This window comes from Sulfitobacter sp. TMED3, assembly GCF_002167505.1.
Classification (GTDB): Bacteria; Pseudomonadota; Alphaproteobacteria; order Rhodobacterales; family Rhodobacteraceae; genus Sulfitobacter; species Sulfitobacter pontiacus.
Window position 1 is genome coordinate 1 of the sequence record NZ_NHBI01000024.1, and the last position, 20,386, is coordinate 20,386.

Genomic DNA, 20,386 nt, shown 5'->3' on the forward strand with positions numbered 1-20,386 from the left:
ACCAAGGCCACCCTGCGGGGTGGCCTTTTTCGTCTGCGCCCTTTGGCCTTTAGAACGGTGCCTTGGCACGGATCTTGGTCGAATGCCCGCCCTGAGGATGGTTGAACCGCAGCTCCTCTGAATGGAGCATCAGGCGCGGATACGCCAACGCGGGCCCCGTGGCGTAAAACGGATCGCCCAGAATCGGATGGCCGAGGCTCAGCATATGCACCCGCAGCTGATGGCTGCGCCCTGTCTTGGGGCTAAGGCGCACCCGCGCGGTGTCGCCTTCGTCTTTCAGCACACGCCAGTCGGTTTGTGCGGGTTTACCCGTTTCATGGCAGACCATCTGGCGCGGGCGGTTCGGCCAATCCACGATCAACGGCAGATCGATGGTGCCGGTCTTTTCCTGCGGCACCCCCCAGACCCGCGCGACATAGGTCTTGCGCGTCATCCGCTTTTCAAACTGCAATCCCAGATGGCGCTGCGCATGGGGCGTCAGCGCAAAGATCATCACGCCCGAGGTGTCCCGATCCAGACGGTGCACCAGCAGCGCGTCCGGAAATGCATCCTGCACCCGCGCGATGAGACAATCGGCCAGATGCGGCCCCTTGCCCGGCACCGACAGCAAGCCCGCGGGCTTGTCGACCAGCAACACTTCGGCGTCTTCATGCAGGACAACCAGCGGATCTTGGGGCGGATTATATTCTGTTTCCATAAGTGTCCGTCTCAGAGTTAGGGTAGGTTTTCAAGCCAATCTGTACCAAAGGACCCGGAATGCATCCTACTATTACCAAGATGATTGATGTTGTCGCCAAGGGGGATTCGGAAAAGATCGCCCCGCTGCTGGCGGAAGACGTCACCTTCATGCCGCCGACATATTACAAGACCTGGACCGGCCGCGCCCCTGTGGCAGCGGTTCTGGGGCACGTCGGCAATGTCTTTAGCGATTTCAAATACCGCCGGATCATGGGGGAAGGGACAGATTGGGCGCTGGAGTTCCAGTGCAAGATCGGGGATCTGGATGCCGTTGGCGTCGATCTGATCACCTTGGGTGACGACGGTCTGATCGCCAAATTCGAGGTGGTGATGCGCCCCTATAAATCCATCGGAGCCCTACGCGAGGCGATGAACGCACGGGTGATGAAAGACCCCAGCTTCCTCGCCTTCAAGGACGCGCTGTCCTGAGCGAATGATATAAGGATCGAGGGGCGCAACATGTCTGCGCCCCTCCTAGCACCTGATCAAGCCGGTTTGTGCCGCATCTGCCGGAACAGTGAAATCGAATAGATCACCAGCGCCCCCCAGATCAGCGGAAAGGCAATCATGCGCGCGCGCCCAAAGGGTTCGTCAAAGACCAGCACAGCGCAAAGGAAGATCATCGTCGGCGCGATATACTGCAAGATACCGATGGTCGACAGCCGCAGCCGCTTGGCTCCGTTGGCGTAAAAGATCAGCGGCACCGCCGTGACCACGCCGCAGCCCACCAGCATCCACGTATTGAAGGGCACGCCCTGACCAAAGTGGTTTTGCCCCGTCATGATCAGGTAAACCAGATAGGCCAGCGCGGGGGCGAGCAGGATCAGGACCTCAAGCAGGAAACCCTGGTTTGGCCCGATCGGCAGCCGCTTTTTCGCCAGCGCATACAGCCCGAAGGTGAGCGTCAGGCTCAGCGCGACCCAAGGAAAGCGACCGGAATCAAGCGTCAGGATCGCGACAGCGACGGCTGCGAGCCCGATTGCCGCAAGCTGAAGTCTCGACAGACGTTCTCCCAGCAGCAGCGCCCCCAGCAGGATGCTGAACAACGGGTTGATGTAATACCCCAAGGCCGCGTCCAGCGCATGACCCGAGTTCACCGCCCAGATGTAGATACCCCAGTTGACCGAGATCAGCGTCGCCGTGACACAGCCCATCGCCAGCGTGCGCGGCGACCGGAACGCCTCGCGCAGGGTGGCGGTGCGCCCCAGAAGGATCAGCACCAATGCGCCCACGGGCACTGACCAGACTACCCGATGCACGACAATCTCTGCCGCGGGAATATGGGCGATGGCCTTCATGTACAGCGGCAGAAACCCCCAAAGACCATAGGCCCCGATCGCAAAGGCAAGCCCTTGGGGCGTGTCCTCGGGCGGGGCGGGCTGGGTGTTGGAAAGGGTATCTGGGTTGCGCATATCGTGTCTCCTTGGGGTCTGCTTACGCCCGCAGGACCGCAGGGACCAGAGGGAAAGACTGACCTAAGGGCACTTGCCCCACAGGCGCGCTGGATCAGCCCGTGATCACCCCTTAGGCATCGGCGTATGCGCGCTGCCCAACAGCACCCCGTAGATGATAAAGCTGACCGCCATCACGCGGCGGAACCAGACGTTGAACACCGCCCCCAAGGCCGCCCGCCCCAGCCCCGCCCCAAGCGCCGTAAACCCGGTATAGCTGGCCGCGGTCAGGGTCAGCGCCGTCGGCACGATCACGATCATCTGGTCCCAGATCGGGACATCCGGCTGCACGAACTGGCTGAAGGCCGCAAGATATCCGGCGACCGATTTCGGGTTGATCGTCGCAATCGCAAAGGCACGCCAATAGACCGACGCGGCGGGGCGATCCTCCATCACCACAGGCTTGCCCGCCATGACCAGCCCGCGCACGCCCAGATAGATCAGAAACCCTGCCCCGATCATCTTGGCCACAAAGAACCCCGTGTCCGAGGCCGTCAGCAGCGCCGTCACGCCAATCGCTGACAGCGCCAGAAACAGCGAGGCCTGCGTCAGGATCGCCAGCACCCCGACCATCGCCCGCGCAAAGCCCAGGTTCATCCCGTTGCTGATACAGTTCACCGCGTTCGGCCCCGGCGTGGTGACAAACACCACCCAGAACAGGGCAAACACGAGCCAAGCGTCAAAGCTCATGACATTTCCTTTGATCGACGGGCAGGATCACCGGCCTAGGCGTTTGCGAAAACGGATTTCAGAATCGCGGCGAGTTCGTCGGCGTCGGTCTGGTCAAACGCGGCGGGCTGGTTGCTGTCGATATCAAAGACACCCAGCAGCTCTCCGGAGCCGTTCCAGACGGGCAGGACCAGTTCAGACCGCGTGGAGGACGCGCAGGCGATGTGGCCCGGAAAGGCATCCACATCCGCAACCAGCTGCGTTTCGCCGGTGCGCGCGGCAGCACCGCAAACGCCACGCGCGAAGGGGATCACNAGACAGCCATGCCCGCCCTGATAGGGCCCGATCTTAAGCAGCTCTGGCGCGGTCACACGGTAGAACCCCGTCCANTCAAAGCGGTCGTCGGCNTGGTGCACCTCGCAGGNGACGGTGGCCATCAGCGCNACGCTGTCGGTTTCGCCGTCGGTCAAGGCGTGGAGGGTTTTGGAGAGGGTAGGATAGTCAACGCGCATAAAATTGCCTTTTGTTACTGTCGGACCGGGGGGCTGTCTGCCCCCCGACCCCCGAGGATTTCCTCCATTTGGAAAATCAGGGGCGTTCGATTGCAATCGCGGTGCCTTCACCGCCGCCAATGCAGATCGCCGCGATACCCCGTTTCAGCCCGCGCTTTTCCAGTGCGTTCAGCAGGGTCACGATAATACGTGCGCCAGAAGCCCCGATGGGGTGGCCAAGCGCACAGGCACCGCCGTTCACGTTCACGATGTCATGGGACAGCCCCATTTCATGCATGAAGGCCAGTGGCACGACGGCAAAGGCCTCGTTCACTTCCCACAGATCAACGTCGTCTTTCTGCCAGCCCAACCGGTCCAGCAGTTTCTGCGCCGCCGGTACGGGCGCGGTGGTGAAAAGCCCCGGTGCCTGCGCGTGACTGGCGTGGCCGAGGATATGCGCGCGGACATTCAACCCTTGGGATTTGGCTGCTGTTTCAGATGCCAGCACCAATGCCGCCGCCCCGTCCGAGATGGAAGACGCATTCGCCGCCGTGACTGTGCCGCCCTCGCGGAAGGCGGGTTTGAGTTCGGGGATCTTCTCGGGCCGTGCGTTGCCGGGCTGTTCATCCGCCGAGATGGTGACCGACCCTTTACGCGATTTCAGATCAACCGCTGCGATCTCGCCATCGAACGCGCCGCTGCTTTGCGCGTCGAGCGCGCGGGACAGGGAGGCCAGCGCATAGTCATCCTGCACGGCGCGGGTGAATTGAAATGTCTCGGCGCAGTCTTCGGCAAAGGTGCCCATCAGGCGGCCCTTGTCATAGGCGTCTTCCAACCCGTCGAGGAACATGTGATCGATCACCTGACCGTGCCCCAACCGCGCGCCGCCCCGCATTTTCGGCAGCACATAGGGCGCGTTTGTCATGCTCTCCATCCCGCCGGCGATCATGGTATCGGTCTGACCCAAGGCGATCTGGTCGAAGGCGATCATCGCCGCCTTCATCCCCGAGCCGCACATCTTGTTCAGCGTTGTCGCCGGCACCTCTTCGCCCAGACCTGCTTTGAAGCCGGCCTGACGCGCGGGAGCCTGGCCCTGCCCTGCGGGCAACACACAGCCCATCAGCACCTCGTCCACGGTATCGGTGCCGGCACCGTCCAGCGCCGCCTTGATCGCATGCCCCCCCAGATCGGCCGCGGTCAGATCGGCAAAAGCCCCCTGAAACCCGCCCATCGGCGTCCGCGCAGCCCCTGCTATCACGACTTTTTCCATTTCGTCCCCTCCCCGGGAAATGATCATCTTTTGGTAAGGTATCGGCGCTATGTCTTCTGGCGTCCGGGACACCTTGGAGATGACCATATGAAACTCTCAACCAGAACAGAAGGGCAGCTGCACATCATATCCGTGATGGAAGACCGTATTGATGCCGCCGTTGCCCGCGCCTTTAAAGAAGCCATGCGGGATATGATCGAAGATGGGCCACCTGTGGTTATTCTGGATCTGGGGCAGGTGAACTTTATTGATTCCAGCGGGCTTGGCGCGGTGGTGGCGACGTTGAAACTTCTGTTGCCGGACCGCAGCCTGACGCTGGCGGGGCTGACGCCCTCGGTTGATCGGGTGTTCCGATTGACGCGGATGGACAGCGTTTTTCCCCTTTTCCCCNCATTGGACGCCGCATTGGCCGCGCAGGTGCCCGCATGAGCGCCCCGAACCGGAACGAAGGCACAGTCGGTCAGCCGGATACCCCCTATGGGTTCGAGGTGACGTTGGAAGCCTCTGCCGATGCGGTACGCGCGGCCCTTGGACATATCCGCGATGAGCTAGCCGATCGGGGGCTATCGCAAGAAAACCTCGAGATTGTAGAACTGGTGCTGGCCGAGACGTTGAATAACGTGGTCGAGCACGCCTATGCCGGATTGCCCCAAGCGGGGTTAATCGGGGTGCGCGGGGCCTATGCGCCTGATGACTTGCGGTTTCGCATCACCGATCTGGGCAAACCGATGCCGGGNTTCACCCTACCCCCGGGTGAAGCATTCGATGTGCTGAAACTTGCTGACGAACTGCCCGAAGGNGGATTCGGCTGGAGCCTGATCCGGTTGCTGAGCTGCGAGCTGGAATATTCGCGCACCGGTGATATGAACCTGCTGGCGCTGCGCATTCCGCTTGCCGCGGGATAAGCTGGGTACGGGGGGCCGCCACTAGGGGGGCCTTTGCGGCCGAGGGTTAAGTGTTGGTCACCTTTGGGGCAACTTGAAGCAACGCTTCGCAATAGCGCCTCAAAGGTTTCATAATTCCGCCCAGCTTTGCGGGCAACGTCGGTTCTGTAGCTGCATATGGCTTCCCTCGGCGTTGCGTTTTAATAGCCCCCACCCAGTACGCAACGCCGAGGCACATTTACTGTGCCCAATCCCCCTTCAAGTGCCCAGTTCCCCTTTAAGTGCCCAACTGCCCTTTAATGATTGCCCGCCCGTCCTGCACCGCGCTACGTTCAGCCCGATGAGAGCAATCAAGGGCGAATAACCATGCGCGACTTTCACCTTCCCGGACGATCCCCCGTTCTGGCGAGCAATGGCATGNGTGCCACGTCCCATCCTTTGGCCGCAAAGACCGCTGTCGATATTCTTGAGCGGGGCGGCAACGCGATGGATGCCGCGATTGCCGGTGCCGTGCTGCTGGGGATTTGCGAGCCGCAGATGACCGGGATCGGCGGGGATTGCTTTGTGCTGTATTCGCCAGCGGGCAGCGACGAGGTGCACGCGCTGAACGGATCGGGCCGCGCCCCTGCTGCGTTGGATGCCGCCCATTTGCGCGACGCTGGTGAAAAGACGGTACCGCTGCGCAGCGCCCATGCCGTGACCATTCCCGGCGCGATCGACGCGTTTTGCCACCTGTCCGACACCATCGGCACCATGGGTCTGGACACAATTCTTGCCCCAGCGATCCGCTATGCCGAAGAAGGCGTGCCCGTGGCGGCACGTGTCGCCTTTGATTGGGGCAATGATGCGGGCACCTTGCAGGGGGCCGCACGCGATTTCTATCTGACCGGCGGCAAGGCCCCAAAGACCGGCGACATCTTCCGCGCCCCCGGTCAGGCCGAAGTCCTGCGTCGGATCGCCAAGGACGGGCGCGATGCCTTCTATACCGGTGAGGTGGCCGAAGATATCGTCGCCTCTCTCAATGCGATGGGGGGCAAGCACACGGCAGAGGATTTCGCCGCCACCGCTTGCACCCCGGGTGAGCCCCTTGCCTCCACTTATCAGGGCGTTGAGGTGCTGGAACATGCGCCGAACGGTCAGGGGGCGACTGCACTGTTGATGATGAACATGCTGTCGCATTTCGACATTGCATCCATGGATCCTTGGGGCGCGGAGCGTGTGCATATCGAGGCGGAAACCGCCAAGCTGGCGTATGATGCGCGCAATCGTTTTCTGGCGGACCCGGACCATACCGCACGTCTGGCACATATGCTTGCGCCCGAAACCGCGCAGGAGCTGGCGGCGTTGATCGACCCGAAGAGAGCCATGCCCGACCCCGTCGCCCTGTCAGAGGCGGTGCATAAGGATACGATCTATATCACCGTGGTGGACAAGGATGGGATGTCCGTGTCGTTGATCTATTCGATCTTCCACGGTTTCGGGTCCGGCATCGCGTCGGATAAATTCGGTATCCTGCTGCAAAACCGCGGTGCTGGTTTCACCCTTGACCAAGGGCACGCGAACGAGCTGAAGGGCGGCAAGCGGCCGATGCATACGATCATTCCGGGGATGATCAAACGCGACGGTAAGGTGATCATGCCGTTTGGCGTGATGGGCGGGGCCTACCAGCCCAATGGCCACGCGCGGTTTGTCTCTAACCTGACGGATTTCGGGCTAGACTCTCAGGCCGCCATCGACGCCCCCCGCGCGTTTTCCGACAATGGCATCCTCAAGGTCGAACGCGGCTATAGCGATGCGGTCCGTGCCGAGCTGGCCGAGATGGGGCATAAGGTCGAAATTCCGGCCACAGCCATCGGCGGCGCGCAGGCGATCCAGCTGCATGACACCGGTTTGCTGGAGGGGGCGAGCGACGCACGCAAGGATGGGTGTGCCCTGGGCTATTGAAAAAGGGTGGCAGGGCGCGGGTCACCCACGCTTTGCCTCAGTTCAGTTGGAAGTGCAGCGGATAGGCCCCATCGGTGAACGGGCCGAAGAGGTCGGGGATATCGGGATGGTCCACAGGTTCGCCCGAATAATCGGCCACGAGGTTCTGCTCGGACACATAGGCCACGTAATAGCTTTGTTCGTTTTCGGCCAGCAGGTGATAATAGGGCTGGTCTTTCTCGGGGCGGCTGTCTTCCGGAATAGCCTCGTACCATTCTTCGGTATTGGCAAATTCGGGGTCCACGTCAAAAATCACCCCTCGGAAGGGATGTTTTTTGTGCCGGACGATCTGGCCCAAGTGGTATTTCGCGCGCGTTCTTATCATAACATCGGTGCACCTACCGTTCGTTCGTAGTCCCTTCAAGGGGCTTTTGTCCAATCCTGCTACGCGTAACCAAGGAAACACTTTGTGAACTTAGCCCTGACAGTGCTTGAAATTGTGGCCCCTGTGTTCTTGCTCGCGGGGATCGGCTTTGCCTGGGTGAAGCTGGGGTTCGAATATCGCATCCAGTTTGTGACCCAGCTGGCGATGACCCTATCGGTGCCCTGTCTGATTTTCGTGTCGCTGATGACAACGCAGATCGACCCCGCCGCGCTGAGCGCTTTGTCACTGGCGACAGTGGCGGCCTATGGCGGGGTAACGCTGCTGGCCGCTGTGATCGTGCGCGTGTTCGGGTTGAACCGGCGGACCTATCTGGCCCCGATGATCTTCGGGAATACCGGCAATCTGGGCCTGCCGCTCGCGCTTTTTGCCTTTGGCGACACGGGGTTGGGTTATGCCGTTGTGGTCTTTGCCATTATGGCCATATGGTCGTTCACCTTTGGCATCTGGCTGGTCGCGGGCTCTGGCTCGTTCGGGAAAGTCATCCGTGAACCGCTGGTCTGGGGCACGGCATTGGGCGCATTGTTTCTGGTGCAAGGCTGGGAAACGCCGGTGTTTCTGACCAATACGCTGTCTCTGCTCGGTCAGATGGCGATCCCGATTATGCTGATCACATTGGGCGTTGCCGTGGCTCGGCTGTCCCCCGGCGGGATCGGGCGCGCGGTGGTGTTGTCGCTGATCAAGCTTGCGATCTGCATCGGCATCGCCGCCTTGGCGGGCTGGTTCTTTGACCTTGATAAAATCGCGTTTGGCGTGCTGGTCTTGCAGGTCGCCACACCGGTGGCGGTGACATCCTACCTGCTGGCAGAGAAATACGGTGCGGATGCGCAGTCTGTCGCGGGGCTGGTTGTCGTCTCTACCGTGCTATCGGTTGCCGCTTTACCGCTTATGCTGGGGTTTCTGCTGTAATTTCTGGTGGGCGTCGGCAGGGCAATCTGATAAACTAAATGTAATAAAAACACGATAAAAGCGAGAGGACGATGAGCAGAACCTTTTGCGCCCTGATAATTGCTGTGCTTTTGGCATCATGTAGTGGCGGTCCGACCAGTGCCCCACGAGACCTTGATAACGCATGTGCGATTCTCAAAGAGCGCCCAGAATATTACCGCGCATTCCGTGCAGCTGAACGCCGTTGGGGCGTGCCTGTCCATGTGCAGATGGCCACGATCCATCAGGAAAGCAAATTCATCGCGGACGCCCGTACGCCGTTCCGCTATGTTATCGGTGTGATCCCCATGGGCCGCCAGTCCAGCGCCTTTGGCTACAGCCAAGCGCTTGATGCGACATGGGATGAATATCTGGCCGAAGCTGGCGGTTTCCGCGCCAAGCGCGACCGGATCAACGACGCGTCGGATTTCATGGGGTGGTACATGAACAAGAGCCGCGACAAGAATGGCATTCCCCTGCATGACGCGGAAAACCAGTATCTGGCCTATCATGAAGGCAACACAGGCTATGCGCGCCAAAGCTATAATTCGAAACCTTGGCTGGTCGCCGTGGCCCGCAAGGTGCGNGCGCGCTCCGATATGTANCAGCAGCAGATTGCAGGGTGTCGCCTGTCACGTTGGTAAGCTGACCAACACCGGATAAAGAAAAGGGCCNCGAACGTATGTTCGGGGCCCTTTTTCCTTAGCGGTTCACCTGACCGGGGCTGCCNACGTCAAACAGNTTGTTGGGCAGGCTGCCGCCCTTCTGCAGGTCGCCCAGAACCACGGTGGTCTTGGTGCCGTTGCCGTCGTTGATGATCCACTGGCGCAGCTCGANNGGGTTGCCGGTGAACTTCAGCTCGATATTGCCATATTCAGGATGCGCGGGGTCTTGGGCGCGCACNGTGGTCGCGGTGCCGTCATAGTTATGCCCCGTCACCATCTTGGCCTGACCAAGGTTCACATTCGCGGCCAGAATGATCGACAGCGGCGTTTTGGACAGCGGGTATGTCTCTGCCGGTTGGTTGGATTTCTTGTCGTAGATCACAACCGTATTGCTGCCCGCNACGACAATCCCCGAATCCGGTGCGTTGTATTCAAAGCGCACTTTGCCCGGACGTTTGATGTAGATCGTGCCGGTGCTGATCGAGCCGTCGTCGTTGATCTGGGTGAATTCGCCCTTGGCGGTTTTCANATCGTTAAGATAGCCGGAAATCGCGTTCAGCGGCAGTTTGTCGGCGGCGGCGGGCATCACAGCTGCCAACCCCAGACCAATGGCCAGAACGGTGGTGGTAACAAAACGCATCATAGTCTTCCTATTCTTATTCCAGTGCCTTGCCTTCGACATAGGGCTTCGCGTCATGATATACGATATCACGCAGCAGGATATCGCCTAACACGCCCGAAATGCAAAAGGGGCTGGCCTGTTCCCAAGCCAACCCCCGGCNNCGCAATGACGTTCCGATTATTTTTGCGCGCTACCCCTGCTCTGGTATCAGGATCTCGCGCTTGCCCACGTGGTTGGCNGGCGAAACAAGGCCNGCGTCCTCCATCTGTTCNACCAGACGCGCGGCTTTGTTATAGCCGATGCCCAGNTTCCGCTGGATGTAGGATGTCGAACATTTGCGGTCTTTTGCAACGATCGCCACAGCCGTGTCATATTGCGCGTCTTCGCTGTCGGTATTGCCGCCCAGACCCAGAACCGCGTCGATGTTCCCTTCTTGGTCATCGGATGGCCCTTCGACCACACCCGACACATAATCAGGTTCACCATANGCCTTGAGGTGGTTCACGATCTCTTCGACCTCTTCGTCGCTGACAAAGGGACCGTGGCAGCGCACGATCTTGGANCCGCCCGCCATATAGAGCATGTCACCCATGCCAAGGAGCTGCTCGGCNCCCATCTCGCCCAGGATCGTNCGGCTGTCGATNTTNGAGGTCACCTGGAAGGAAATCCGCGTCGGGAAGTTCGCCTTGATCGTGCCGGTGATGACATCGACCGAAGGACGCTGTGTCGCCATGATCAGGTGAATACCCGAGGCCCGCGCCATCTGNGCCAGACGCTGGATGCAGGCTTCGATCTCTTTGCCCGCGACCATCATCAGATCGGCCATCTCGTCCACGATCACGACGATATAGGGCAGCGCTTCGGGCTTGAATTCATCCGTCTCGAAGATNGGCTCGCCCGTATCCTCGTCAAAGCCGGTCTGGACGGTNCGGCTGAACATCTCTCCCTTGGCCAGGGCCTCGCGGACACGACCGTTATAGCCTTCGATGTTGCGCACGCCCATCTTGGACATCTTGCGATAGCGCTCTTCCATCTCGCCNACGGTCCACTTCAGCGCGACAACGGCCTTTTTCGGGTCGGTCACAACGGGGGACAGCAGATGCGGGATGCCGTCATAGACCGACAGTTCCAGCATCTTGGGGTCNATCATGATCATCCGGCATTCTTCCGGCGTCAGCTTGTACAGCAGCGACAGGATCATTGTGTTGATCGCAACGGATTTACCCGAACCNGTGGTCCCCGCGATCAGCAGGTGAGGCATCTTGGCAAGGTTCGCGACCACAGGNTCACCGCCAATGTCTTTGCCCAAGGCCAGCGGCAGNCGCATGGTGCTGTCGCCGAAATCACGCGCNGCGAGGATTTCNCGCAGCACGACTTTCTCGCGGTTCTCGTTNGGTAGTTCGATNCCNATCACGCTGCGCCCCGGCACNGTGGACACACGCGCCGACAGTGCCGCCATNGAGCGCGCGATATCGTCCGCCAGACCGATCACACGGCTCGCCTTGAGGCCCGGTGCCGGTTCCAGCTCGTACATGGTGACAACGGGNCCCGGACGGACGGCGACGATTTCACCCTTTACGCCATANTCATCCAGCACGTTTTCCAGCATGCGCGCGTTCTCTTCCAGCGCGTCGTCGCTCAGGTGCAGGCGTTCNACATTATCCGGGCTTTCCAGCAGGTTCAGCGGCGGCAGTTCAAATCCGGGGTGCGTGTCNTCAAAGGTCAACGCAGGCTGTGCCTCGGCCTGAGCCTGTTTGCTGGGCTGCACCGGCTTGCGCATCTGCGGCTGCACCACCTTGCGCGGCTGAGCCACGGGGATCTGCATGGCCGGTTCCCGCTCTGCCTCTTGCAGTGGCAGGNGGCTGTCGGTCATNGGTTCATCATCCAGAACCGCCATATCNGCNTCNTGATCCGGTTCGGAGGGGGTNAGCTCNAGCACGGGGCGCTCCGCNACCAAAGGTGCACGGCTTGCGGTTAAAGGCGGCTCCGCCCGAGTAGGGGAGGGGGCCGGCGCACCGGTCAATGGCGGCTCTTCGCGGCGGGCACCACGGGCGGTGGTATCCAGCAGNAGCGGNTCAGGGCCACGNCCGCGACCACGGGTCAAGGGGGCGGTGGTNGCNGTATGCACAGCCCCGCCGGTGCGCACGCGGCTTTTGATCACATCGGCGATNTTGGATTTGATNCGGTCGCTGCTGGGGGCTTCGTCCAGCTCGGGTTCAGCCCATGTCTCGACCAATTCAGGTTCGGGCAGCGGGTCGGCGCGTTTGACCAGCGTCGGCATTTTCGACAGGAGGCCGGTTTTNGGCGCAGNTGCAGGCGCGTCGCTATAGGCCANTTCGTCGTCATAGTATCCTTGGCTNGCCGCGAATTGCGCGTTCTCCTCGGCCTCGATCCGGTTGCGTTCACGGCGTTCAAGCTGGCGGGCCTGAATGCCCTGCGCGGCGGCAACCGCCCCCGACGCCCCCCGCCCCAGAAGGGTCATCAAACCGGCATAAGCCATGATCAGCCCGACCAGCATGAAGCGGAACAGACGTTGCAGTTCAAGTCGGGTGAAGCCGACAACAAAGGCACCAAAGGCAAGGATCGCCACGCCCATCAACAGCGACATCAGCTTGATCGTAAAGGTCGACCCGATCGGCAGGACGGTCAGGATCACGCCCATGACCGTGTCGCCAAAAAGCCCGCCCAGACCAAAGCTATGGGTTTGCAGCCAAGCCGCATCCGGCGTCAGCGTTGCCCCGTAGATCGAACACAAGGCGACAGCAATCGGGGCAAAGATCAAACGGCCCACGGCGCGTTCCTCGCCGCGGTGCAGGGCAAAGCGTGCGCCCCAGGCCAGAAGGATTGCCGCGACAGACCACGCGCCCCAGCCCACGATCATGAACAAAGGCGCGGCCAGCGACGCGCCCATGCGCCCCAGCCAGTTCTGCACCGGCGCATCGGTGGACACCATAAAGTTGGGATCGTCAGGGGTGTAGCTGCCGATCATCATGGCGGCCATAAGGCCCAGGGCGATCAGCCCGAGGCCCAGCAGTTCCTTGCCGCGTTTTTCGATGGCTTCGGCCATGTTGGTGTCTAGCAAAGGGTCGCGCCCACGTGTCTGATATGCCATTGCTCTGATCCCTCGTCTTATTCTGGATAGAGACAGCGGCGGATCGCTTCGATCCCGCGCGTTGTCTCTTCTTTTGGGGCGACCATCGCCACCCGAATATATTGTTTCCCGGGGTTTTCGCCGTTCACGCTTTGCGCCAGATAGCCGCCCGGCAGCACCCGCACGCCGCTTTCACGCCAGAGTTTCAGCGCCGCAGCTTCGTCATCTTCCACCGGCAGCCACAAAAAGAACCCGGCCTCGGGGCTTTGGTACCCGGGGACGTTGCCGAGAATACGGTCAGCGACCTCGTACTTCTCGATGTAAAGCGCGCGGTTCTCGGCCACATGGGCTTCGTCGTCCCAGACCGCAGCCGACGCCGCTTGCAACGGTAACGGCAGCGGAGCACCGGCATAGTTCCGCAGCTGCTTGATCTCGCGCATGGTATTGGCACCCGACGCGACAAAGCCGGACCGCAGCCCGGGCAGGTTCGACCGTTTCGACAGCGAATGGAAAATCACCACACGATCCGGATCGGCCCCGACCTCTTGCGCGACTTGTAGCGCCCCGACGGGCGGCGTGTCGCGGTAGATCTCTGAATAGCATTCATCCGCGAAAATCTTGAAATCGTATTTTTCTGCCAGCGCGATCAGATCGGCCCAATACGCACGGGTGGCCACGGCCCCCTGCGGGTTGGCGGGCGAGCAGATATAGGCCGCAGTGGTCCGGTTCAGNACATCTTCGGGCAGGCTGGCAAAATCGGGCANATGCCCTGNTTCGCGCGTGGCAGGCACCATCACCGGATCAGCGGCACCGGAAATCGCGGCGATCATATAGACCTGATAGAACGGGTTCGGCATCAGAATGGCGGGCTTGCGGCCATTCTTCGTCTCGGGACAGGTGGCCATGACGGCGTTATACAGCCCTTCGCGGGTGCCGTTCAGCGGCATCACCTGCGTGTCNGCATCCACATCCACANCGTAGCGCCGCTTGATCCATCCGGCAATCGCGCCGCGNAACTGNGGCGTGCCGTCGTTGGCCGGGTAGCTGTTAAATCCGGCAGCATTTTCGGCAATCACATCGGTGACCCATGCCGGAAAAGCATGTTTCGGCTCGCCAATCGTCATGTGGATCGGCGTGCCACCGCCTTCATGCGCATCAAGCAATGCGCGCAGGCGCGGCCACGCGTGGGCCGGAAGGTTCGAAAACCGCTCGGGGTACATCATTTCACTGCCTCGGGTTCGGGATCATTCACGCCCCGTTTGTTCCAGAGTACCCAAGGGCTTGCCCCGCGTCCAGACATTGCAGGACGCAGGGCAAGGTTTGTGTCATTTAGGCCAATGCNTCTTCGGCGGCTGCNGCAATGCGCAGCAGGTGCTCTTCGCCAAAGGGCTGGCCCATCAGCATGATCCCGCAGGATNGGGTGCCCGTGGGCAGGGTCACCGCCGCCAGCCCCATAAGATTCCCGATACGCGTGTTGCGCANGGTCATNAGGTTGGCCGANACGTAATAGTCATGCTCGGNTTCCAGCCGGTCCAGCTTGGGGGGTANCAGCGGTGCGGTGGGGATCAGCACCGCNTCATAGCCCGCCACAGCTTTCACATAGGCCGCGCGGATCTGGTCAATCTTGGCNCAGGCNGCCACATAATCNGGGCCGGAGTGGGATTTACCCAGACGGAACCTTTCAAGGATTTCGCCGTACATCGCATCCGGGTTCGCCTCGATCACGTCGCGCCACAGNCCGTAGGCTTCGGCGGTGTAAAGGCACCCGCTCAGCGGCATCGCCTCTTTGATAGGGTCGAAATCGATGTCCTCGATCACCGCCCCCGCTTCCTTNAGCCGCGCGACGGCATCGTCGAAAGCCGCCGCGGGGGCGTCTTCAATATCGTCGAACGCCACNGTNCGCAGGATCGCAAAGCGACGCCCTTCGATGTCGGTGCTGCCCATGTCCATCGGCTTGGACCCTTCGGTGAGCGCCAGCAACAGGCTNGCATCCTCGACCGAGCGGCAAAGCGGGCCNACCGTGTCGAACTTGGCNGCCAGCGGCACGGTCCCCTCAAGCGACACACGGCCCGAGGTGGTTTTCAGCCCCACAAGATCGTTCCACGCGGCAGGCACCCGCACCGATCCGCCGGTATCCGACCCGATCGCCGCCGCCGCCAGACCGAAAGCGACAGANGCCGCAGCCCCGGACGACGACCCGCCCGACACGGCAGCTTCATCGTTCACGCAAGGGGGNGTGGCGGTGCTGGGGTTATACCCGAGCCCCGAAAACGCCAGCTCGCTCATATGGGTCTTGCCCAGACAGACCAACCCCATCGCNGTGGCNTTCGCCAACACGCGCGCGTCGCGGTCCGGCACNCGGTCTTTCAGCAGGGCGCTGCCCGCCTCTGTCGCGATNCCGGCGGTGTCGAACAGGTCTTTCCAGCTGATCGGNACCCCGTCCAGTGGCGACAAACGCTGCCCCGCNCGCGCGCGATCNCGCGCGGCACCGGCCTCGGCCAGGGCCCGTTCGGCGGTCACGCGGGCATAGATACGATCCCGCAGGGGGTGGGCGTCGATCGCGTCAAGATAGGTCTGACACAGCACAACAGGGTCGATCTGGCCGTCCCCGATGCCCCGTCCCAGATCTGCGGCTGTCATGGTTAACCACTCTTGCATGTTGCTTCCTCGAATAATGCTTTGGAAAAGGGACGGTAGCGACGCCAGCGCGCATGGACAATCCCTGCTGCACGCCCATATCTAAAGCTATGGATTTTGATACAGATATCGCAATCGTCGGTGGTGGGCTGAATGGCCCGACACTTGCCTTGGCTTTGGCGCAGATCGGGCTGCGGGTCACGTTGATCGACAGGCTGCCCGCTGCCACGCGGGAAGATGCGGCGTTTGACGGGCGATCCTATGCGCTGGCGTTGACCTCGACACGGATGCTCGGGGCGCTCGGGATTTGGGATAATGTGAAATCCCACGCGCAACCGATGCTTGAGATCAAAGTGACGGACGGGCGCGCGGGCGAAGGTCCCTCCCCTTTCTTCATGCATTTCGATCACGCAGAGATCGAAGAAGGGCCAATGGGCCATATGGTCGAGGACCGCCACCTGCGGCGCGCCTTGGCAGAAGCGGTGAGCGCTGAGGCCCGCATCGCGCGGCTGGACGGCGAAACGGTCATTGCGCAAGACGCTGCCCCGGCGGGCGTCACCCTGACACTGGAAGACGGCAAGACCCTGCGCACGCGTCTGGTTGTCGGCGCGGATGGTCGCGTCTCGGGCACCGCTACGCGGGCGGGGATCAAACGCATCGGCTGGGATTATGCGCAAACCGCGCTGGTCTGCGCCATCGCCCATGAAAAGCCNCATCACGGGGTCGCGCATCAGTTCTTTATGCCCCCCGGTCCGCTGGCGATCCTGCCGCTGACCGAAAACCGGTCCTCCATCGTCTGGAGCGAGACCGCCGCCAACGCAGCGCATATCCACGCGCTGCCGGANGAGGGATACCTCGANGTGCTTCGCCCTCGCTTTGGTGATTTTCTGGGNGAGATTTCCCTTGCCGGTGCGCGGTACACTTACCCGCTGAGCCTNTCGCTGGCGCATTCGATGGTGGCACCGCGTGTCGCGCTGCTGGGGGATGCCGCACATGGGGTGCACCCGATTGCCGGTCAGGGGTTGAACGCCGGCATGCGCGATGTCGCCGCGCTGGCAGAGGTGATCGCTGATGCGCAACGGCGCGGGCANGATGTCGGCAGCACCACGGTGCTNGAGCAATATCAGCTGTGGCGTCGCTTTGATAACACCGCGCTGGCATTGGCGACGGACAGCTTCAACCGGCTGTTTTCCAACGACAACCCGCTGCTGCGTCTNGCACGTGATGTGGGGATGGCGGCNATTAACGCCCTGCCCGATGCCCGTCGCGGTTTCATGCGCGAGGCGGCNGGNCTGACNGGCACCCTGCCCCGTCTGATGCAGGGTAAGGCGCTTTAGGGNGCTANCCTNCCCCCGNCGNGTCAGTCGATAANCCGCGCTTCGTCCACCAGCATCACGGGGATACCGTTGCGGATCGGATAGGCAAGACCGGCCGCGTCCGAGATCAGCTCTTGCTTGTCGGCGTCATAGGTCAGGCGCATCTGCGTGCGGGGGCAAATCAGCGCCTCTAGCATGCGGCGGTCGAATGGTATCTCTTCGGCGTTCAATTCATCATCTCCCCTTCTTGGCCACCCCGCAGGGTGTATTCGATCAACGTCAGCAACGTCTCGCGTCGGGTAGAGAGGGATGGTGCCTCGAGCAAGGCCTGTTTGTCTTCGCAGTCAAGATCCAGCATCATCGACAGTGAATTGATCAACAGTTCATCGTCGGCCTCTTGCAACGTATCCCAATCTGCCGACAGGTTTCGCGCGTCGAAGTAACGGCCAAGCGTGTTCAGGAAATTATCGCGGTCGAAACTGCTGTCCTGTTCATCCTTGCCAAGATCGCGTTCAAACCCGTCCCAGTTGACATCGCAACGGCGGTAGGGCGCGAAGCCTTCGACCTCTTTCACCACCCGAAAACGCGAGATCCCCGCGAGGGTGATCATATAGCGCCCGTCCTCAGTCTCGGANAACTGGGTGATCCGCCCGGCGCATCCGATGGTTTGCAGCCCCGGACCNTCGCGCCCCGGCACCACATTGGGCTGCACCATNCCNATCAANCGCCCCGGCGTTTTCAGACTGTCTTCGATCATCTGCAGATAGCGCGGTTCAAAGATATGCAGCGGCAACCGCGAGCGCGGCAGCAGCAATGCGCCCGACAACGGGAAGATCGCGATTGTGTCTGGCAGGTCCGATTGCTGTATCATGTAAGCTTACCTAGGGCGCGCACAGCCTTATGCAAATATCATAGAGCTAAGTTTACGACGACCATTCAGNGCAATCGGATCNTTGGGTTTCAACGCCTCGAAAATGGTGAACAATTGCGTCTTGGCGGCNCCGTCATTCCATTCACGATCCTTGCCGAAAAGCGTCAGCAGTTGATCCACAGCGGCNTGCGTGTCGCCATGCGCATAAAGCGCCTGCGCCAGATCGAANCGCGCCTGCATGTCATNAGGGTTGGCATCCACCGCCGCCTGAAGNTCTGCCACGGGGCCNGCATCGGCTGCCTGTCGTGCCAGTTGAAGCTGCGCATGCGCGGCCTCNAGCTCGGGCGCTTTNGAGATTTCGATGGGTGCGCCGTTCAGATGCGCTTCGGCCTGATCAAGCTGATCCAACGCGATATAGGCACGCACCATCCCGCCATAAGCACCNGCGTGGTTCGGGTCTTCGCCCAGGATCGCGGCAAAAGTGTCCAGCGCGTCCTGCGCCGCCCCTTCGGCNAGCATGTCATCCGCGGCGGCCACGGCCTCTGACAGCTCTTCACCGGGGGCTTCGCCGCCGCCCGCTTTGATCACGCGGTCGATGAACGCCTTGATCTCGGACTGTGGCAGGGCCCCCTGAAACCCGTCAACCGGCTGGCCCTTGAAGAAAGCATAAACNGTCGGGATCGACTGGATCTGCAACTGGCCTGCGATCTGNTGGGCCTCGTCAACGTTGATCTTGACCATCTTGACCGCGCCTTTGGCCGCGCGCACCGCGTCTTCNAGCATCGGGCCAAGGGTNTTACACGGGCCGCACCACGGGGCCCAGAAATCGACAATCACCGGCACCGTTTGCGATGCCTCGACAACATCGGCCATGAAGGTCGCTTCGCTCGTGTCTTTGATCAGATCGGCATCACCGGCACCGGCGGGGGAAAGGTTCAAATCCATCATATCAAAATCCTCGCTTGGGGTTGCCCTTTATATGAGGGCGCGTCTGTCTATTTCAAAGGTCGAATGTCGCAAAGACCGGCGCGTGGTCGCTGGGCTTTTCCCAACCACGGGCGTCGCGCAACACGCGGCTGGAATGTGCCGCGCCCGAGATATCGGGCGTTGCCCAGACGTGATCCAACCGGCGGCCCTTGTCTGCCGCATCCCAATCCTTGGCGCGGTAGGACCACCAGCTGTACAGGTTGCCTTGCGGGATATCCTGCCGCGTTACGTCAACAAAACCACCGGCGTCCTGCGTCTCGGCNAGCTTTTCGACCTCTATCGGTGTGTGGCTTACCACCTTGAGCAGCTTCTTGTGATCCCAGACGTCATCCTCGCGCGGTGCGATGTTCAGGTCGCCTACCAGAATGGATTTCTCGGGTTTGTCGCCGTGGAACCAGTCGCGCATGTCCGCCAGATAATCGAGCTTCTGGCCAAACTTCTCGTTCACCTCGCGGTCGGGCACGTCGCCGCCAGCGGGCACATAGAAGTTATGCACCGTCACCCCGTTTTCGAGCTTTGCCGCAACATGGCGCGCGTGGCCCAGCGTCGCAAAGTCCTGATCACCGGCATCCACCAAGGGCAGACGCGACAGGATTGCCACACCATTGTATCCTTTTTGTCCTCGCGCCACCATGTGGGTGTAGCCCGCTTCGATGAAGGCCGCGGTGGGGATTTTGTCGACCGGGCTTTTGCATTCCTGCAAACACAGCACGTCTGGCCCATGTTCAGCCAGCAGCTTGAGCACAATCGGTTCGCGCAACCGGACAGAGTTGATATTCCATGTGGCCAGCGTGAAAGGCATGAGGCAGCTCCCTTGGGTCAGATCGCGCGCACCCTACCGCGAAATGCTCAGCGTCCACCATGCCGAATTCCCGGGACTTCCGGGCTGCGGACAAAAAAAGACCGGGCACAAGGGCCCGGCCTAGTCCAACAGGGAGGTATGTATCATTTCCCGGATACAAACTTCGGGTTCAAACCGATCGACGGGTCATGAAAACCCCGTCTCTCGCAGGAATAACCAGTGGGGCCCGCTTGGGTTCCAAAATTATGAAATAATTCTGTATCCACCTGATTCAGTTAGCAAAATTCTTGCGTTCGAGGGATCAGGCTCGATCTTCTGGCGCAGGCGGTAAATGTGGGTTTCCAACGTGTGCGTCGTGACACCGGCATTATAGCCCCAGACCTCGTGCAAAAGCGTGTCACGCGGGACGACGCCCGCGGCAGCACGGTAGAGGAACTTGAGGATATTCGTCTCTTTTTCGGTCAGCCTGATTTTCTTGTCGTCTTCGGTGATCAGCAACTTGGCCGACGGCTTGAACGTATAGGGCCCAAGCTGGAAAATCGCCTCTTCGGATTGTTCGTGCTGGCGCAGCTGTGCCCGGATGCGCGCCAAGAGAACGGG

The 20,386-nt window shown here is 61.1% G+C and carries 22 protein-coding genes; 7 read left to right on the top strand and 15 right to left on the bottom strand.

All coding sequences use genetic code 11. The annotated features are described in order from the left end of the window. Window positions 1–49: 49 nt before the first annotated feature. Window positions 50–697 (bottom strand): RluA family pseudouridine synthase, encoded by a 648-nt coding sequence (locus CBB63_RS07090; RefSeq protein ID WP_005850315.1) that lies wholly within the window; start codon window positions 695–697, stop codon window positions 50–52. Window positions 698–756: 59 nt separating this feature from the next. Between CBB63_RS07090 and CBB63_RS07095 the strand changes: the two genes are divergently transcribed. Next, on the top strand, window positions 757–1,167 hold the full coding sequence (locus CBB63_RS07095) for a nuclear transport factor 2 family protein (RefSeq protein WP_037942746.1): 411 nt from the start codon (window positions 757–759) through the stop codon (window positions 1,165–1,167). Window positions 1,168–1,223: 56 nt separating this feature from the next. On the opposite strand, the gene rarD is transcribed toward CBB63_RS07095, so the two are convergent. The 4 genes from rarD to CBB63_RS07115 form a co-directional block, all read right to left on the bottom strand. Then, window positions 1,224–2,150: an EamA family transporter RarD gene (gene rarD / locus CBB63_RS07100; protein ID WP_009825490.1), complete on the bottom strand. Its 927-nt coding sequence runs from the start codon at window positions 2,148–2,150 to the stop codon at window positions 1,224–1,226. A gap of 105 nt (window positions 2,151–2,255) precedes the next feature. After that, window positions 2,256–2,879 (bottom strand): LysE family translocator, encoded by a 624-nt coding sequence (locus CBB63_RS07105; RefSeq protein WP_286698647.1) that lies wholly within the window; start codon window positions 2,877–2,879, stop codon window positions 2,256–2,258. A gap of 35 nt (window positions 2,880–2,914) precedes the next feature. Continuing rightward, complete coding sequence (msrC, locus tag CBB63_RS07110) at window positions 2,915–3,370, bottom strand: free L-methionine (R)-S-oxide reductase MsrC (protein WP_286698648.1); 456 nt, start codon at window positions 3,368–3,370, stop codon at window positions 2,915–2,917. Window positions 3,371–3,446: 76 nt separating this feature from the next. Beyond that, complete coding sequence (locus CBB63_RS07115) at window positions 3,447–4,619, bottom strand: thiolase family protein (RefSeq protein ID WP_037953970.1); 1,173 nt, start codon at window positions 4,617–4,619, stop codon at window positions 3,447–3,449. A gap of 87 nt (window positions 4,620–4,706) precedes the next feature. On the opposite strand from CBB63_RS07115, the gene CBB63_RS07120 reads away from it, so the two are divergent. From CBB63_RS07120 to CBB63_RS07130, 3 genes are all read left to right on the top strand, one after another. Continuing rightward, window positions 4,707–5,048, top strand: coding sequence for an STAS domain-containing protein (locus tag CBB63_RS07120; RefSeq protein ID WP_286698649.1), 342 nt, complete (start codon window positions 4,707–4,709; stop codon window positions 5,046–5,048). Continuing rightward, a complete protein-coding gene (locus CBB63_RS07125; protein WP_180828367.1) occupies window positions 5,045–5,524 on the top strand; it encodes an ATP-binding protein in 480 nt (159 codons plus the stop codon). The genes CBB63_RS07120 and CBB63_RS07125 overlap by 4 nt, the downstream gene beginning before the upstream one ends. A 345-nt stretch (window positions 5,525–5,869) precedes the next feature. Continuing rightward, window positions 5,870–7,447, top strand: a complete 1,578-nt coding sequence (locus CBB63_RS07130) for a gamma-glutamyltransferase family protein (RefSeq protein ID WP_286698650.1) — start codon at window positions 5,870–5,872, stop codon at window positions 7,445–7,447. 37 nt (window positions 7,448–7,484) lie between these two features. Here CBB63_RS07130 and hspQ read toward each other — a convergent pair whose 3' ends face one another. Then, window positions 7,485–7,811 (bottom strand): heat shock protein HspQ, encoded by a 327-nt coding sequence (hspQ, locus tag CBB63_RS07135; protein ID WP_005850331.1) that lies wholly within the window; start codon window positions 7,809–7,811, stop codon window positions 7,485–7,487. 84 nt (window positions 7,812–7,895) lie between these two features. Between hspQ and CBB63_RS07140 the strand changes: the two genes are divergently transcribed. Both CBB63_RS07140 and CBB63_RS07145 read left to right on the top strand, forming a co-directional pair. Next, entirely contained in the window at window positions 7,896–8,777 is an 882-nt protein-coding gene (locus tag CBB63_RS07140; RefSeq protein WP_286698651.1) for an AEC family transporter, read from the top strand. Window positions 8,778–8,848: 71 nt separating this feature from the next. Then, on the top strand, window positions 8,849–9,439 hold the full coding sequence (locus tag CBB63_RS07145; RefSeq protein WP_286698652.1) for a transglycosylase SLT domain-containing protein: 591 nt from the start codon (window positions 8,849–8,851) through the stop codon (window positions 9,437–9,439). Window positions 9,440–9,497: 58 nt separating this feature from the next. Here CBB63_RS07145 and CBB63_RS07150 read toward each other — a convergent pair whose 3' ends face one another. The 4 genes from CBB63_RS07150 to CBB63_RS07165 form a co-directional block, all read right to left on the bottom strand. Continuing rightward, complete coding sequence (locus CBB63_RS07150; protein ID WP_286698653.1) at window positions 9,498–10,100, bottom strand: LolA family protein; 603 nt, start codon at window positions 10,098–10,100, stop codon at window positions 9,498–9,500. Window positions 10,101–10,272: 172 nt separating this feature from the next. After that, entirely contained in the window at window positions 10,273–13,194 is a 2,922-nt protein-coding gene (locus tag CBB63_RS07155) for a DNA translocase FtsK (RefSeq protein ID WP_286698654.1), read from the bottom strand. Window positions 13,195–13,211: 17 nt separating this feature from the next. Beyond that, a complete protein-coding gene (locus CBB63_RS07160; RefSeq protein ID WP_286698661.1) occupies window positions 13,212–14,393 on the bottom strand; it encodes an aminotransferase class I/II-fold pyridoxal phosphate-dependent enzyme in 1,182 nt (393 codons plus the stop codon). Between the two features lie 109 nt (window positions 14,394–14,502). Next, window positions 14,503–15,831: an amidase gene (locus CBB63_RS07165; protein WP_286698655.1), complete on the bottom strand. Its 1,329-nt coding sequence runs from the start codon at window positions 15,829–15,831 to the stop codon at window positions 14,503–14,505. A gap of 89 nt (window positions 15,832–15,920) precedes the next feature. Here CBB63_RS07165 and CBB63_RS07170 point away from each other — a divergent pair, with 89 nt between their 5' ends. Then, window positions 15,921–17,147: an FAD-dependent monooxygenase gene (locus CBB63_RS07170; protein WP_286698656.1), complete on the top strand. Its 1,227-nt coding sequence runs from the start codon at window positions 15,921–15,923 to the stop codon at window positions 17,145–17,147. A gap of 23 nt (window positions 17,148–17,170) precedes the next feature. Here the strand turns inward: CBB63_RS07170 and CBB63_RS07175 are convergent, their stop codons facing one another. The 5 genes from CBB63_RS07175 to CBB63_RS07195 all read right to left on the bottom strand — a co-directional run. Beyond that, window positions 17,171–17,323, bottom strand: a complete 153-nt coding sequence (locus CBB63_RS07175; protein WP_502695879.1) for a Trm112 family protein — start codon at window positions 17,321–17,323, stop codon at window positions 17,171–17,173. A 29-nt stretch (window positions 17,324–17,352) separates the two neighbouring features. After that, window positions 17,353–17,997, bottom strand: coding sequence for an LON peptidase substrate-binding domain-containing protein (locus CBB63_RS07180; protein WP_286698658.1), 645 nt, complete (start codon window positions 17,995–17,997; stop codon window positions 17,353–17,355). A gap of 27 nt (window positions 17,998–18,024) precedes the next feature. Beyond that, entirely contained in the window at window positions 18,025–18,945 is a 921-nt protein-coding gene (locus tag CBB63_RS07185) for a thioredoxin family protein (protein WP_286698659.1), read from the bottom strand. Between the two features lie 52 nt (window positions 18,946–18,997). Next, a complete protein-coding gene (locus CBB63_RS07190) occupies window positions 18,998–19,786 on the bottom strand; it encodes an exodeoxyribonuclease III (RefSeq protein ID WP_009825509.1) in 789 nt (262 codons plus the stop codon). 243 nt (window positions 19,787–20,029) lie between these two features. Continuing rightward, window positions 20,030–20,386, bottom strand: a 357-nt coding sequence (locus tag CBB63_RS07195; protein WP_286698660.1) for a winged helix-turn-helix domain-containing protein, incomplete at its 5' end; no start/stop codon positions are given.